This is a genomic window from Catenulispora sp. EB89 (assembly GCF_041261445.1).
Classification (GTDB): Bacteria; Actinomycetota; Actinomycetes; order Streptomycetales; family Catenulisporaceae; genus Catenulispora.
Genome location: NZ_JBGCCU010000002.1, coordinates 204,573 through 219,320, shown reverse-complemented (window position 1 = coordinate 219,320; position 14,748 = coordinate 204,573). Strand labels below are relative to the sequence as shown.

The following is a 14,748-nucleotide window of genomic DNA, read 5'->3' as shown; positions in this document are numbered from 1 at the left end:
CGCGGGCCGGGCAATGGCTGCGGCGCCGGCAGCTGCAGCCGGGCCAGGTCGGGCAAGCCGCGCCGCGCCGGGCCAGGCCGAACAGCCCGCCGCCGGCCCGCGCCCGGCCTCAGTCCTCGTCGCCGGGCGCGACCAGGCCGGTCTCGTAAGCGACCACCACCGCCTGCGCCCGGTCGCGGAGCGAGAGTTTTGTGAAGATGTGCGCGACGTGCGTCTTCACCGTCGCCTCGGACAGCACCAGGTGCGCGGCCAGCTCGGTGTTGGACAGGCCGCGGCCCAGGAGGGTCAGGATCTCGAGTTCGCGCGGGGTCAGGGCGGCCAGGTCGCGGTGGACGGCGGGGGTTCTCGGCGGGGTGCCTGCCGAGTCGGCGGCGGGGGCTGCGAACTTCTCCACCAGGCGGCGGGTGATCGACGGTGCCAGCAGTGCGTCGCCGGTGTCCACCAGGCGGACGCTGGCCACCAGGTGCTCGGGGGTGACGTCCTTCAGCAGGAAGCCGGAGGCGCCGGCGGCCAGGGCCTCGTAGACGTACTCGTCCAGGTCGAAGGTGGTGAGCATCAGGATCCGGATCCGGGGGTCGGCGGCCAGGATCCGGCGCGCGGCCTCCAGGCCGTCGAGGTTCGGCATGCGGATGTCCATCAGCACCACGTCGGGCTTCAGCCGGGCGGCGGCCTCGACCGCCTCCAGGCCGTCGGAGACCTCGCCGAGGACTTCGATGCCGTTGGCGGTCAGGATCATGCGGAAACCGGTGCGGACCAGGGACTGGTCGTCGGCTATCAAGACACGGGGGCTCATGGTGCGTCCAAAGGTATCTTCGCACGGACTCGGAAGCCGCCGCCGAGGCGACGGCGGGCATCCAGATCGCCGCCGTAGACCGCGACGCGTTCTTTCAGGCCCATCAAGCCGCGGCCGGTGCCGAGCGACTCGCTGGAGACGGTCCCGCCGATCCCGGTCAGTGAGCCGTTCCCACTGGTCAGCACCTCGATCCGCAGGTAGCGGTCGTCGTAGCGGACGGTCAGCTCGGCGTTCGACCCGCCGTACTTGAGCGCGTTGGTCAGCGCCTCCTGCACCACCCGGTACGCCGTCGAATCAATGCCGCCGGGCAACGCGCGCGGCTCGCCGGAGATCCGCACGTCCACCGGAAGCCCGGCGAAAGCGATCTTGTCCACGAGCGCCGACAGCCGTGCCAGCGTCGGCTGTGGCGCCAGGCCAGGCCCGTCGTCGCGGCCGTCCTGCGCCGGCGCCAGGACGCCGAGCAGATGCCGCAGCTCGGTCATGGTCTCGCGGCCCGCGCTCTCGACGGCCAGCAACGCGTCCTCGGCCACTTCCGAGGCGGCCGGCTCCCCGGTGGCTTCGGTCAGGGGAGGGGAAGCCGCCAGTACCTGCCGCGCCGCCCCCGCCTGGATCAGCATCATGCTCACGTTGTGGCTGACGATGTCGTGCAGCTCCCGCGCGATCCGCGCCCGCTCACCGTCCACGGCCTGCTGCGCGGCGCTCTCCCGCTCCTTCTCCAGCAGCCACCCGCGCTCCTCGATGGCCCGGGCGTAGCGCCCGCGTTCCCGGCGCAGCAGGACCGCGAACCATCCCGCCGCCGCGGACGCCGCGAGCAGCGCCCCCACCAGCACCCACAGCATGTCTACATCCCCAGGATGAGAGGCCCGGACGATTACCACCACGGACCGATCCGCCGCGGTGCGCCCCCACCATACGTTGATCACATGACCGCTACCGCCGCCGAGTCCGCAGGGACCGCAGAGTCCGCAGAAGCCACCGGACCCATCGTCCGTCTCGACGCCGTCCGCAAGGAGTTCGGGGACACCACCGCCCTCGACGGCGTCACGCTGCACATCCGCCAGGGCGAGGCCGTGGCCGTCATGGGCCCGTCCGGCTGCGGCAAGTCCACGCTGCTGAACCTGGTCGCCGGGCTGGACCGGCCCAGTTCCGGGCAGGTCGTCGTGCACGGCGAGGACCTCGGTGCGCTGAACGAGACCGGCCTGGCGCTGTTCCGCCGCCGCCGGATCGGGATGATCTTCCAGTTCTTCAACCTGATCGACGACCTGCCGGCGCTGGACAACGTCGCGCTGGCCGCGCAGCTCAGCGGCGTCCCGGCCGGCCAGGCCCGGCGCCGCGCGCTGGAACTGCTCGGCGAGCTGGGCATCGCCGACCGACAGAACACCTACCCGCAGCAGCTGTCCGGCGGCGAGCGCCAGCGCGTCGCGGTGGCCCGCGCCCTGATGAACCGGCCGGCCCTGCTGCTGGCCGACGAGCCGACCGGCGCGCTGGACAGCCGCTCCGGCGAGCAGGTGATGGACCTGCTGATCGACCTGAACCAGCTCGGGCAGACCCTGCTGATGGTGACCCACGACCCGCGCCTGGCCGCCCGCTGCGCCAGCCGCCTGGTCGAGGTCGCCGACGGCCGGATCGTGGCCGAGCGCGCCGTGGAGAGGACCGCGTGAACGCCATGAGATTCGCCAAGGGACCGGTCTGGCGCGCCTCGCGCGCGGCCGTGAAACGCCGCAAGGTCCAGACCTTCGTCATCGGGCTCGTCGTCACCATGTCCGCGATGAGCGCGGTGCTCGGGCTGGGGCTGCTGGAGGCCTCGAGAGGGCCGTTCGAGCAGGCCTTCGGGCAGCAGAACGGGGCGCACGCCGTCGTCGCCTTCGACGGCGCCAAGGCCACTGACCAGCAGCTCGCCGCGACCGCGCACGCCGCCGGGGTCACCGGGGCGGCCGGGCCGTTCGAAGCGGCGCAGGTCAGCATGCAGATGCCGCACATGGGCGGCCCGATGCAGATGACCGTGGTCGGCCGCTCGCAGCCCGGACCCGGCGACGTGGACCGGGTCCGGCTGTGGCAGGGCCGGTGGCCCAGCGCGCCGGGGGAGATCGTGCTGGACCAGCCGGTCGGCCAGGTCCTCCCGGCGCCGCCGGGGCAGGACGCCACCACCATCACCGGCCCGGGCCTGCCCACCTTCACCATCGTCGGGTACGCGTACTCCGTTTCGCAGACCGCTGACGCCTGGGTCGTGCCCGCCCAGATGGCGGCCCTGCACCCGGACCACCTGGAAATGCTCTACCGGTTCGCGCACGCCGGCAGCGACGCCCAGGTCAAGGCGGACGTGACCGCCGCGACCGGGAACCTGCCGACCGGCACCCTCACCGGCTTCCAGTCCTGGCACACCACCCGCGCCGAGATGCTGGCCAAGCTGCAGAGCCTGCTGCCGATGCTGATCGCGTTCGGCGTGCTGGCGGTCGCGGTCGCGGTGCTGATCGTGCTGAACGTGGTCAGCGGGGCCGTGGTCTCCGGATACCGGGACATCGGGATCTACAAGACCATCGGCTTCACCCCGCGCCAGGTGGTCCGGGTCTACGTGGCCACCATGGCGGTGCCGGCCGTCGTCGGGACCGTGGTCGGGGTGCCGATCGGGCTGGTGGTCGGCTCGCCGCTGCTGAACAAGGCCTTCAACGGGCTCGGCGGCCAGCAGCAGATCAGTCCGCTGGTGGACGCGGTGTGCCTGCTCGGGGTGCCGCTGCTGGTCGCGCTGGCCGCCTACCTCCCGGCCCGGCGCGCGGCGGGGATGTCGGCGATCGCCGCGATCTCGGCCGGCTCGGCGCCCAGGCGCGGCCGCGGCCTGAAGGTGCAGCGCAAGCTGGCCGGCTCCCGGCTGCCGCGCTCGGTGAGCATGGGCCTGGGGCTGCCGTTCGCCCGGCCCGCCCGCAGCGCCCTGACCTTCGCGGCGGTGCTGCTCGGGGTGACCACCGTGGTCTTCGCCAACGGCCTGGCCCGCACTATGAGCGACACCAGCGCCGCCTCGGACCGCATCGGCGCGGTGGCCGTGGACGTCGGGCACGACCCGGCGAAGTCGGTGAACGTGGCCCCGGCCGCCATGGAGCGGGCGATGCGCGCCGTCCCCGGCGTGGACGGAGTGGCGTCGCAGGCCGGCGACATGGTCGGGATCGCCGGGATGACCAGCGAGGTCAACGTGCAGTACTACGGCGGCGACTCGGCGATGATGGGCTGGACCATCGTCAAGGGGCACTGGCTGGACGGCCCGAACCAGATCGTGGCCCCGGCCCGGTTCCTGAACCGGCACCACCTGGCCGTCGGCCAGACCCTGACCATCGAGTCGAACGGCCGTACCGCGAAGGACGTCATCGTCGGCGAGGGGATCACCGGCGGGGACGGCATGTTCCAGGCGGACTGGAGCACCTTCCAGCAGCTGGCGCCGGGCCGTCAGGCCGACGGCTTCGAGGTGCACGCCGCGGCCGGTGCGGACCGGCAGGCGCTGGCCGCGAAGCTGAAGGCGCTGGACCCGACCTGGGACGTCACCGTCCGCGATTACGGGAACCCGAACGCCGAGCTGGAGATGTTCGCGGCGGTCATCACCATCGTGCTCAGCCTGGTCGCCGCCCTCGGGGTGTTCAACACCGTGCTGCTGAACACCCGCGAGCGCCGCCGCGACATCGGCATGCTGAAGTCGGTGGGCATGACCCCGCGCCAGGTGGTGGGGATGATCGTGACCTCGATGGGGCTGCTCGGGCTGCTCGGCGGGATCGTCGGGCTGCCGCTGGGCTACGGCCTGCACGCGCTGATCGTCTCGATGATCGAACGCGCCCAGGGCCTGGACCTCGCGCCGAGCATGATCCACGTCTACTCGCTGCCGCTGCTGGCCTGGATGTTCCTGGCCGGCGTGGGGATCGCGGTCCTCGGCGCGCTGGTCCCGGCGCGCTCCGCGGCCCGGTCGTCGATCGCTGAGGTGCTGCGCAGCGAATAGACCCGGATAGGGAAGTGCGCCTAAGAGAGTGAAGGACCCGCGGTCGAACCCGCGGGTCCTTCGCGTTCGCCGGTACGGCATGATCGGCGCGCAGGCATGATCGATTGCCGAATCGGGCGTGACAGTCGGTGGTCTGTGTTGTCATAGAGGACCGTGGTGTATCGCTCGGGTATACCCACCGGCGAAGGATTCGAAACGTTGTTCGACACGCAGGCGCCGTCCCAGGTCAGCGGACCCCCGCTGGACCCGGCGCAGCGCCGCGTCGTCGACCACCCCGGCGGGCCGCTCCTGGTGCTGGCCGGACCCGGCACCGGGAAGACGCACACGCTGGTCGAAGCGGTCATCTCCAAGACCGACCCCGATCGCGCGGCGCTGCGCCCCGACCAGGTGTTGATCCTCACATTCAGCCGCAAGGCCGCCTCCGAACTGCGCGACCGCATCGGCCGCCGGCTGTCGATGTCCGGCGTCGCGCCGCTGGCGACCACGTTCCACTCCTTTTGTTACGCACTGGTCCGCCGCTTCCAGGACCCCGAGCTGTTCACCGAGCCGATCCGGCTGCTCTCCGGCCCCGAGCAGGACGTGTTCGTCCGTGACCTGGTCTCCGGCAGCATCGATGTCGGAATAGGCGGCGGTGCGCTCGGCGAGCGCATCCAGTGGCCGCAGGACCTGCGCGCGGCGCTGGCCACCCGCGGCTTCGCCGAGGAGCTGCGGACCGTGCTGGCCCGCGCGCGGGAGCTCGGCCTGGACCCGACCGAGCTGGCCGAGGCCGCGCGGCGGGCCGACCGCGGCGACTGGTACGCCGCCTCGGCGTTCTTCGAGGAGTACCTCGACGTGCTCGACGTCCAGGGCGTCCTGGACTACGGCGAGCTCGTGCACCGCGCGGTGCTGCTGGCCGGGCAGGACGACGTCCGCCGGGAACTGCGCCACGACTTCCGCGCGGTGTTCGTGGACGAGTACCAGGACACCGACCCCTCCCAGGTGCGGCTGCTCCAGGCACTGGCCGGGGACGGCGCCGACCTGGTGGTGTTCGGCGACCCGGACCAGTCGATCTACCAGTTCCGCGGCGCGGACGTGCGCGGCATCCTCGACTTCCCCGAGTCCTTCCGGAACATGGACGGCACCGCCGCCGACACCGCGGTGCTGCGCACCTCGCGCCGCTGCGGCCCGGCGCTGCTGAAGGCCTCGCGCGAGCTCACCCGGCGCATGCCGATCCCGCTGCTGCCGGTCGAGAAGGTGCGCGAGCACCGCGACCTGGCCGCCGAGGGGCCGGTCGTGGACGGCGCGCCGGTCGAGGGCTCGCTCCAGGTCTTCACCTTCCCGACGCCGAACACCGAGCTCGACAACATCGTGGACATGGTGCGCCGCGCGCACCTGGAGGACGGCGTCCCGTGGGACGAGATCGCCGTTCTCGTCCGCTCCGCGACCCGCTCGATCCCGGCGCTGCGGCGCGCGCTGATCACCGCCGGCGTGCCGGTCGACACCTCCGGCGACGAGCTGCCGCTGGCCGCCGAGCCCTCGGTCTCGGTGCTGTTGCAGGCGCTGCGGGTCGCGGACAACGAGAACGCGCTGACGCCGGAGGTCGCGCGGTCGCTGCTGTCCGGACCGCTCGGCGGCATGGACGCGTTCGAACTCCGCAAGCTGGCTCGCGCGCTGCGCGCCGAGGAGCGCGTGGCGAACCAGAACGCTGTCGCGCCCGAGCCCCGAGAGATCACCGACGCGACCGTTAACGGCGTCCGGCCCAGCGAGGTCCTGCTCCGCGAAGCCCTCGCCGAGCCCGCGCGCCTGATCGCCATGGAAGAGGACGTCGCACGTCCCGCCTACCAGCTCGGCATGCTCCTGCTGCGCACCCGCCAGATCCTGCGCGGCGGCGGCTCGGTCGAACAGGCGCTGTGGCAGCTGTGGAGCGCCACCAAGTGGCCCGAGCGCCTGGAGCGCACCGCGCAGCGCGGCGGCAACACCGGACGCTCGGCGGACCGCGACCTGGACGCGGTGTGCGTGCTCTTCGACTACGCCTCGCGCGCCGAGGACCGCGCGACCGGTCGCGGCGTCCGCAACTTCATCGCCGACCTGGAGGCGCAGGAGCTGGCCGGCGACTCGATGGCGGCGCAGTCCTCGCGCGGCGGCGCGGTGCAGCTGATGAGCGCGCACAAGTCCAAGGGACTGCAGTGGCGCTTCGTGATCGTCGCCGGGGTCCAGGACGGCCTGTGGCCGGACCTGCGGCTGCGCGGCTCGCTGCTCCAGGCCGACCTGATCGGCCGCAACGGCCTGCGGTCGATGGAGGAGATCCCGACCGCGGCGACGCTGCTCGCCGAGGAGCGCCGGCTGTTCTACGTGGCCGCCACCCGGGCCCGCGAGCGGCTGGTCGTGACCGCCGTCGACAGCTCCCTGATCGGCGACGACGCCGCGGCCGAGGCGCCCTCGCGGTTCGTGTACGAACTCGGCGTCGAGGTGCAGCCGCTGCCCGGCCTGCGCAAGCGCGCGCTGGCCATCCCGGCCCTGGTCGCCGACCTGCGCCGGGTGCTGACCGACCCGAAGAGCTCCGACCAGCTGCGGCAGGCCGCGGCCGAGCGGCTGGCCCGGCTGGCCGACGCGCAGGCCGGGGACGGCCGGCCGCTGGTGCCCTCCGCACACCCCGACAAGTGGTGGGGCCTGGTCGAGGAGACCTCCTCCGAGCAGCCGGTGCGCGATCCGGACAAGCCGCTGCTGCTGTCCGCGAGCCAGGTCGCGGCCATAGACGAGTGCTCGCTGCGCTGGTTCCTGGACCACGAGGCCGCCGCGCACGAGCAGAAGACCGTCGCGCTCGGCTTCGGCAACGTGGTGCACGTGCTCGCCGACGAGGTCGCCAAGGGCGACACCCCGGCCCGGCTGGACGTCCTGATGGAGCGGCTGGACCGGGTCTGGGACCGGTTGTCCTTCGAGGCGCAGTGGCAGTCGCCGCAGCAGAAGGAGGAGGCGCGGGCCGCGCTGGAGCGGTTCCTGGCCTGGCACGTCACCGACCGCGGCCGGCTGCTGCACTCCTCGGAGCAGGACTTCGACGTCCGGCTCAACGTCAGTTCCGAGGAAGCAGGCGAAGGAGAGGGCTTCGACCTGCGCATCCGCGGCTCCTTCGACCGGGTGGAGACCGACGAGGCCGGGCTGGTCTACGTGGTCGACTTCAAGACCGGCAAGAATGTGCCGACCAAGAACGAGGCCCAGGAACACCCGCAGCTCGCGGTCTACCAGCTGGTGGTGCGCGAGGGCGCGATACAGGGCGTCTCGAACGAGTCCGGCGGTGCCGAGCTGGTGTTCCTGCGCGAGGGCGACGCGGCCGGGCTGCCCAAGACCGCCGAGCAGGACCCCTCGCGGGAGCAGCCCGGCGAGACGCCGATCGAGAAGAAGCTCGCGAAGATGGCGGCGCGGGTCCTGGACGAGAACTTCGCCGCGTACGGCGAGAAACAGTGCGGCACCTGCGTCTTCCGCAAGTGCTGCCCGAAACAGCCCGAGGGAAAGCAACTCCTTTGATCCGGGACACCGAAGATCTCAAAGCACTGCTCGGGGTTCCTTACACGGAAGAACAGCTCGAAGCCATCACGGCGCCGCTCGAACCGGCCGTCATCGTGGCCGGCGCGGGGTCGGGCAAGACCACCGTGATGGCCGCGCGCGTGGTGTGGCTGGTCGGGACCGGGCAGGTCGGGCCGCACCAGGTGCTCGGGCTGACGTTCACCAACAAGGCCGCCGCCGAGCTGTCGGAGCGCATCCGCAAGGCGCTGCGGAAGCTGGAGGACGAAGAGCTCGACAACCCTGACTCCGATATCGAGGAGTCGGTCGGCGAGCCCACGGTCTCGACCTACCACGCCTACGCCGACCGCCTGATCAAGGAACACGGTCTGCGCCTGGGCCTGGAGCCCTCGGCACGGCTGCTGGCCGACGCCACGCGCTACCAGCTCGCCGTCACCGCGGTGCGCGGGCCCAAGGAGCTGCGCTACTTCAAGGGCAAGGTCGCCGACCTCGCGGACAAGGTGCTGGCCCTGGACGGCGAGCTGTCCGAGCACCTGGTGACCCCGGAGCAACTGCGCGAGCACGAGGAGGCGTTCATCGGGCAGGCGGAGTCGTTCCGGGACCCCAGGAACGGCAAGGCCAAGCGCGGCTACACCGACTTCCTCAAGGCCGCCGACGTCGCCCGGCAGCGGGTCGAGCTGTCCGAGCTGGTCGAGCGCTACCGGGACCTGAAGGTGCGGCGCGACCTGATCGACTTCGGCGACCAGATGGTCCTCGGCGCGCGGCTGGCCGAGGAGCGGCCCGAGGTCGGGGCGATCGAGCGTGAGAAGTATCGAGTGGTGCTGCTCGACGAGTATCAGGACACGTCGGTGGCCCAGCGCCGGATGCTGGTCGGGTTGTTCGGCGGCGGCCACCCCGTGACCGCGGTCGGCGACCCCTGCCAGTCCATCTACGGCTGGCGCGGCGCCTCGGTGGCGAACCTCGACGACTTCCCGGACCACTTCGCGAAGGCGGACGGCTCCCGCTCGCACGGCTACGCGTTGAGCGAGAACCGGCGCAGCGGCGGCCATCTGCTGGAGTTCGCGAACGTGGTCTCGGACCCGCTGCGCCAGCGGCACACCGGCGTCCGGCAGCTGCGGCCCTCGGAGGAGAAGGCGAACCAGGGCTGGACCCGCGTCGGGCTCACCGAGACCGCCGAGGACGAGGTGAAGTGGGTCGCGCGGATGGTCGCCGACGCGCACTACCGGGGCGGGATCGCGCTGCGCGAGATCGCGGTGCTGGTGCGCAAGGGCAACCAGATCCCGCCGCTGTACGAGGAGATGCACGCGCAGGGCCTGCCGGTCGAGGTGGTCGGGCTCTCCGGCCTCGTGCACCTGCCGGAGGTCGCGGACCTGATCGCGATGCTGGACGTGCTGGACGAGCCGATCGCCAACGCCTCGCTGGTCCGGCTGCTGACCGGGCCGCGCTGGCGGATCGGCGCGCGGGACCTGGCGCTGCTCGGCATGCGCGCCCGGGCGCTGGTGCGCGATCCCACGGAGTACGCCGACCGGGCGGGCCGGGACCGGCTGGCCGAGGCGGTCGCGGGGTCGGATCCGACCGAGGTGGTGTCGCTGTCCGACGCGATGGCGGATCCGGGCCCTGATCTGCCCTTCTCGGCGGAGGCGCGGGTGCGCTTCGCGCGGTTCGCCTCCGAGGTGCGGATCCTGCGCCGCCGGCTGTCCGAACCGGTCCTGGACGTGCTGCACCGGGTGATCTCGGTGACCGGGCTGGACGTGGAGGTCGCGGCCTCGCCGAAGCTGGTGGCGCAGCGCTCGGCGGAGACCCTCGCGGCGTTCCTCAGCCGGGCGGCCGACTTCCAGGACCTGGAGGGAGACCAGTCAGTAACCGCTTTCCGTGCTTATCTGAAGGCGGCCGAGCGGCACGAGCGCGGCATCGACGCCTCGCTGCCGTCGCAGGGCGACTCGGTGAAGCTGCTGACCATGCACAAGTCGAAAGGGCTTGAGTGGGACGCGGTGTTCGTGCCGCACCTGGCCGGCGCCGCGCAGAAGCCGCGCGAGTCGTGGATCGGCTCCGGCGCGGTGCTGCCCTATCCGCTGCGCGGCGACGCCGAGCACCTGCCGAGCCTGGACGACGCCGGCAACACCGCCGCGTTCAAGTCCTTCAAGGAGCAGGCCAAGGAGTACGAGTCCTGGGAGGACCTGCGGCTGGAGTACGTGACGGTCACCCGGCCGCGCTACTACCTGACCGCCTCCGGGCACTGGTGGGGGCCGACGCAGAAGCGGCGCCGCGGACCGGACACCTGGCTGACCGGGCTGTTCGAGCACTGCCAGGAGGGCCACGGCGAGATCGTCGCCTGGGCCGCCGAGCCGGACCCGGACGCCGTGAACCCCAGCCTCGGCGCGACCGAGGCGCACTGGCCGGTGCTGCCGGACGCCGAGGCGGCCGAGCGGCGGCGGATCGGGGCCGAGATGGTGATGGCCGCGCTGTGGCGGCGGCAGGCGGCGGTGTACGGCGAGCCGATGGAGACCGCGCCGGCCGCCGGCATGCCGTCGGATGCCGACGAGCCGAATTTCGATGAACCCGAGTACGAGGAACCAGAAGAGGAACCGGACGAGGAACCGGTATCCGGGGAACCGGTATCCGGGGAACCGGTATCCGGGGAATCGGGCGCCGCGGAGCCAGGCTCCGAGGAACCCGATCCTCAAAGCGTTACTGAGGAATCTCAAGACCAGCGCGATCCCGATGGACCGGCCGTCCACGTGCCCGGTCAACGCGAGGGCGCGCCGCCGCCGGCCGAGCCGCATCTGCTCGACGCCGAGACCGCCGCCACCGCCGAGGACCGCGCGGCCATCGCCTCCTGGGACCGCGACCTGGAAGCCCTGCTGGAAGAGCTCAAGCGCGGCGACTCCATCCAGCGCTACGCCCCGCTGCCCTCCTCGATGTCCGCCTCCCAGCTGCTGCGGTACCGCAACGACCCCTCGCGCTTCCGCCGCGAGCTGGCCCGCCCCATGCCGCAGCCGCCGCAGCCCTCGGCCCGGCTGGGCACCAAGTTCCACGCCTGGATCGAGTCGCTGTTCGGGCAGCAGGCGCTGTTCGAGTACGAGGACCTGCCGGGCGCCGCCGACGAGGAGATCGCCGACGAGGTGGACCTCAAGGAACTCCAGGAGGCGTTCCTGCGGACGCCGTGGGCCGATTCCGTGCCGACCGCGGTCGAGCAGCCGTTCCAGGTGGTGCTGGCCGGCCGGGTGGTGCGCGGGCGCATCGATGCCGTGTACAAGACCGCTGACGGTTGGGAGGTCGTCGACTGGAAGACCTCCCGGTCGCACGACGCCGACCCGGTCCAGCTCGCGGTCTACCGTCTGGCCTGGGCGGAGATGCGCGGCGTGCCGCTGTCGGCGGTGTCCGCGGCGTTCGTCTACGTGCGCGACGGACAGACCGTCCGCCCGACCGGGCTGGCCGAGCGCGAAGAGCTTGAAGAGCTGTTCGGAGACGGCTGAGACGCCCGGTCCGGGGTAACGGTCGCCAGGCCCTTTCGCCCACCGGGTGAACGGCACCCGAACGGGGCGGTCGCCCCGCGTTGTAAGCGTTTTCCCCATCGTCGTACCCTGCCGTCATGCCATCGCAGTCCAGGGGAAGACATAAGAGGCGGAACATAGCCGTGACAGCAGCGGTGCTCGTCATGGCCGCGACCGTTCCGGCCTGTTCGAGCAGCAAGTCGTCGGGCGCGTCCGGGGGCGCCAAGTCCTTCACATACTGGTCCATGTGGAGGGAGGACGAGCCGCAGGCCGCAGCGATCAAGGAGGCGTTGGCCGGGTACCAGGCCGCCACCGGGGTCACGGTGACCGTCCAGTGGCACGGTCGGGCCGTGCTGGACGACGTCGCGGCCGCCGTCAAGACCGGCAAGCCGGTGCCGGACCTGTCGGACGGCAGCGTCAACACCATCCTGGGCGCCTCGGCCGAGGGCGTGGCGGTCGACGACCTGACCTCGCTGTACCAGCGGCCGGTGCCCGGCGAGAACCAGAACCTGACCGACATCGTGCCGGACAAGTACACGCCGCTGATGACCGACGCGAACGGCTCGCTCGTGATGGTGCCCTACGAGGTCGCCTCCGAGTCGGTGTTCTTCGACAAGGGCAAGTTCCCGCAGCTGTCCTCGAACCCGCCGCGGACCTGGGACGCGTTCATGACCCTGCTGGACCAGATCAAGAGCCGGGGGCAGGCGCCGCTGGCGCTGGACGCCACCGGCGGCAACGCCGCGTACTGGGTGGAGTGGATGTTCGAGCGCGAACTCGGCCCCGGCCAGTTCAAGCGCACCGCCGAGGAGCGGCCCACCGGGCCCGGCACCGACAGCCGCTGGGACGACGCGCGGCTGCTGGACGGCGCGCAGAAGCTTGAGGCGCTGGTGAAGGGCGGCTATTTCGCGCCCGGCTGGAACACCGAGGACACCGGGACCACCAGCACCCACGCCAAGGACCAGCAGAACGCGTGGGCCGCCGGGAAGGCCGCGCTGATCCTGGGTGGCACATGGGTGCCGAGCGAGACCAAGCGCACCACGGACGTGGACAGCTTCGTGTTCCCGGCGATGCCGGACCAGGGCGGCGTGCCCTCGGACAACTCCGCGGGCGTGAACTTCTTCGGGTTCGCGGTGCCGAAGGCCGGCAGGAACTCGGACGCCGCGGAGAAGTTCGTCCTCTACTTCATGGCCAAGAACCAGCTGTCGAAGATCTCCTCGGAGGCCGGCAACATGACCCCGCGGATCGACATCCCGGCGCCGGATGTGCTGGCCAAGGTGCAGACCGCGCTTACCAACCGGACGGTCTTCCCGGACCAGGACGCGCTGATGCGCGACGACTCCAAGTGGTACACGACGGTGTTCCAGCCCGCAGCGGTCTCGTTCATGACCGGCAAGCTCGCTCCGCAGCCGTTCATCAGCAAGCTGAAGGCGGACTCGGCGACGTTCTGGGCGCAGTCCGCGCCGTCCAAGTAGACGCGGCCGGCTGTTCCGCTGGAGGCGGCCGGCTGTGCCGGCGTCCGAATAGCGGTACTGCTCAGCCCGAGGGCTTGGGCGCTCGACCGGACCGGGGTTACCCTGGTCCGGTGACATATCACACGACACTGGATCAGGCCGCCGACGCCGCGGCGTCCGCGGCGGGCGTTTACGGTTCCTGGAACGCCGAGCGCCGACGCGACCTGCTCCACGCGTGCGCCGACGCCGTGGACGCGGCGCGCGCGGAGCTCGTCGCCCTGGCCGGCACCGAGACCGGGCTCACCGAGGCGCGGCTGGACGGCGAGGTCACCCGCACCACCGGGCAGCTGCGGCTGTACGGCGACCACGTGGCGGCCGGCCGGCACCTGTCGCACCGCAGCTCGCCGGGCGCCGGGCTCGGCGGCGCCGACGTGTACACGGTCGACGTCCCGCTCGGGCCGGTCGCGGTGTTCGCGGCCTCGAACTTCCCGTTCGCCTTCGGCGTCCCCGGCGGCGACACGGCGTCCGCCCTGGCCGCCGGCTGCCCGGTGGTCGTGAAGGGGCACCCGGCCCAGCCGCGGCTGTCGCGCCGGATCGCCGAGATCCTGAGCGCGGCGGTCGCCGGGGCCGGCGCCCCGGAGGGCACCTTCGGCTTCCTGGACGCCGAGTCCACCGACGGCGACCCCAACAAGCTGTCCATCGAGCTGGTCCAGCACCCCGCGATCAAGGCGGTGGGCTTCACCGGCTCCTTCGGCGGCGGCCGCGCGCTGATGGACGCCGCGGCCGCGCGCCCGGAGCCGATCCCGGTGTACGCGGAGATGGGGAGCGTGAACCCGGTGTTCGTGCTGCCCGGCGCGATCGCCGACCAGGCGGACCGCGAGAAGTGGGCGGCCACCCTGGCCGGCGCGGTGACCGGCTCGGCCGGGCAGCTGTGCACGAAGCCGGGCGTGGTGTTCGTCCCGGAGACCGCCGACGGCGAGGCGCTGGGCGATCTGACCGGTACCCTCATCGCCGACAACGGCCCGATCCCGATGCTCACCGACGGCATGGCCGCGGCGCACCGGCGCTGGCAGGAACAGATCACCGGCGCGGGTGCGGACGCCGAGCGGGCGGGGAAGCCGTTCGCGGCGCAGATCTCTGCGAAGGACTTCGCCGGCGACTACCGCGAGGAGCACTTCGGCCCGGCGACGGTGATCGTGCGCGCGGACCCGGCGGAGTACCCGGCGCTCGCGGACTCGCTGGAGGGACAGCTGACCGCGACGATCATCGCCGACGACGCCAGCACCGCGGACCGCGAGGCGGCCCGCACCCTGCTGCCCTCGCTCGTGGCGAGGGCGGGACGCGTGGTCTGGAACGCTGTGCCGACCGGTGTGGCCGTGGTCGAGGCGATGCAGCACGGCGGGCCGTGGCCGGCCACGTCGGCGTCCTGGAGCACGTCCGTGGGCACTGAGGCGATCCGGCGGTTCATCCGTCCGGTGGCGTTGCAGGGCGTCCCCGCGGACCTCGTCGGCTGACCGGTTCCCGCAAAGTTGATGA

The 14,748-nt window shown here is 72.1% G+C and carries 8 protein-coding genes; 6 read left to right on the top strand and 2 right to left on the bottom strand.

The window, feature by feature from the left end; genetic code table 11:
- Nucleotides 1–109 precede the first annotated feature (109 nt).
- Nucleotides 110–793 (bottom strand): response regulator, encoded by a 684-nt coding sequence (locus ABH920_RS04560; RefSeq protein WP_370347102.1) that lies wholly within the window; start codon nt 791–793, stop codon nt 110–112.
- Complete coding sequence (locus ABH920_RS04555) at nt 790–1,632, bottom strand: sensor histidine kinase (RefSeq protein ID WP_370347100.1); 843 nt, start codon at nt 1,630–1,632, stop codon at nt 790–792. Before ABH920_RS04555 ends, ABH920_RS04560 begins: the two co-directional genes overlap by 4 nt.
- Before the next feature lie 84 nt (nt 1,633–1,716).
- Here ABH920_RS04555 and ABH920_RS04550 point away from each other — a divergent pair, with 84 nt between their 5' ends.
- The 6 genes from ABH920_RS04550 to ABH920_RS04525 all read left to right on the top strand — a co-directional run bounded on the left by ABH920_RS04550 (nt 1,717) and on the right by ABH920_RS04525 (nt 14,726).
- Entirely contained in the window at nt 1,717–2,454 is a 738-nt protein-coding gene (locus ABH920_RS04550) for an ABC transporter ATP-binding protein (protein WP_370347098.1), read from the top strand.
- A gap of 5 nt (nt 2,455–2,459) precedes the next feature.
- Nucleotides 2,460–4,769, top strand: coding sequence for an FtsX-like permease family protein (locus ABH920_RS04545; RefSeq protein WP_370347987.1), 2,310 nt, complete (start codon nt 2,460–2,462; stop codon nt 4,767–4,769).
- Between the two features lie 198 nt (nt 4,770–4,967).
- Entirely contained in the window at nt 4,968–8,270 is a 3,303-nt protein-coding gene (locus ABH920_RS04540) for an ATP-dependent helicase (RefSeq protein WP_370347096.1), read from the top strand.
- Nucleotides 8,267–11,743 carry a UvrD-helicase domain-containing protein gene (locus ABH920_RS04535; protein ID WP_370347094.1) on the top strand — a complete coding sequence of 1,159 codons (3,477 nt, stop codon included), beginning with the start codon at nt 8,267–8,269 and terminating at the stop codon, nt 11,741–11,743. Before ABH920_RS04540 ends, ABH920_RS04535 begins: the two co-directional genes overlap by 4 nt.
- A 161-nt stretch (nt 11,744–11,904) precedes the next feature.
- Nucleotides 11,905–13,233 carry an ABC transporter substrate-binding protein gene (locus tag ABH920_RS04530; protein WP_370347092.1) on the top strand — a complete coding sequence of 443 codons (1,329 nt, stop codon included), beginning with the start codon at nt 11,905–11,907 and terminating at the stop codon, nt 13,231–13,233.
- 110 nt (nt 13,234–13,343) lie between these two features.
- Nucleotides 13,344–14,726 (top strand): aldehyde dehydrogenase family protein, encoded by a 1,383-nt coding sequence (locus tag ABH920_RS04525; protein WP_370347090.1) that lies wholly within the window; start codon nt 13,344–13,346, stop codon nt 14,724–14,726.
- The last annotated feature ends 22 nt before the right edge of the window (nt 14,727–14,748 follow it).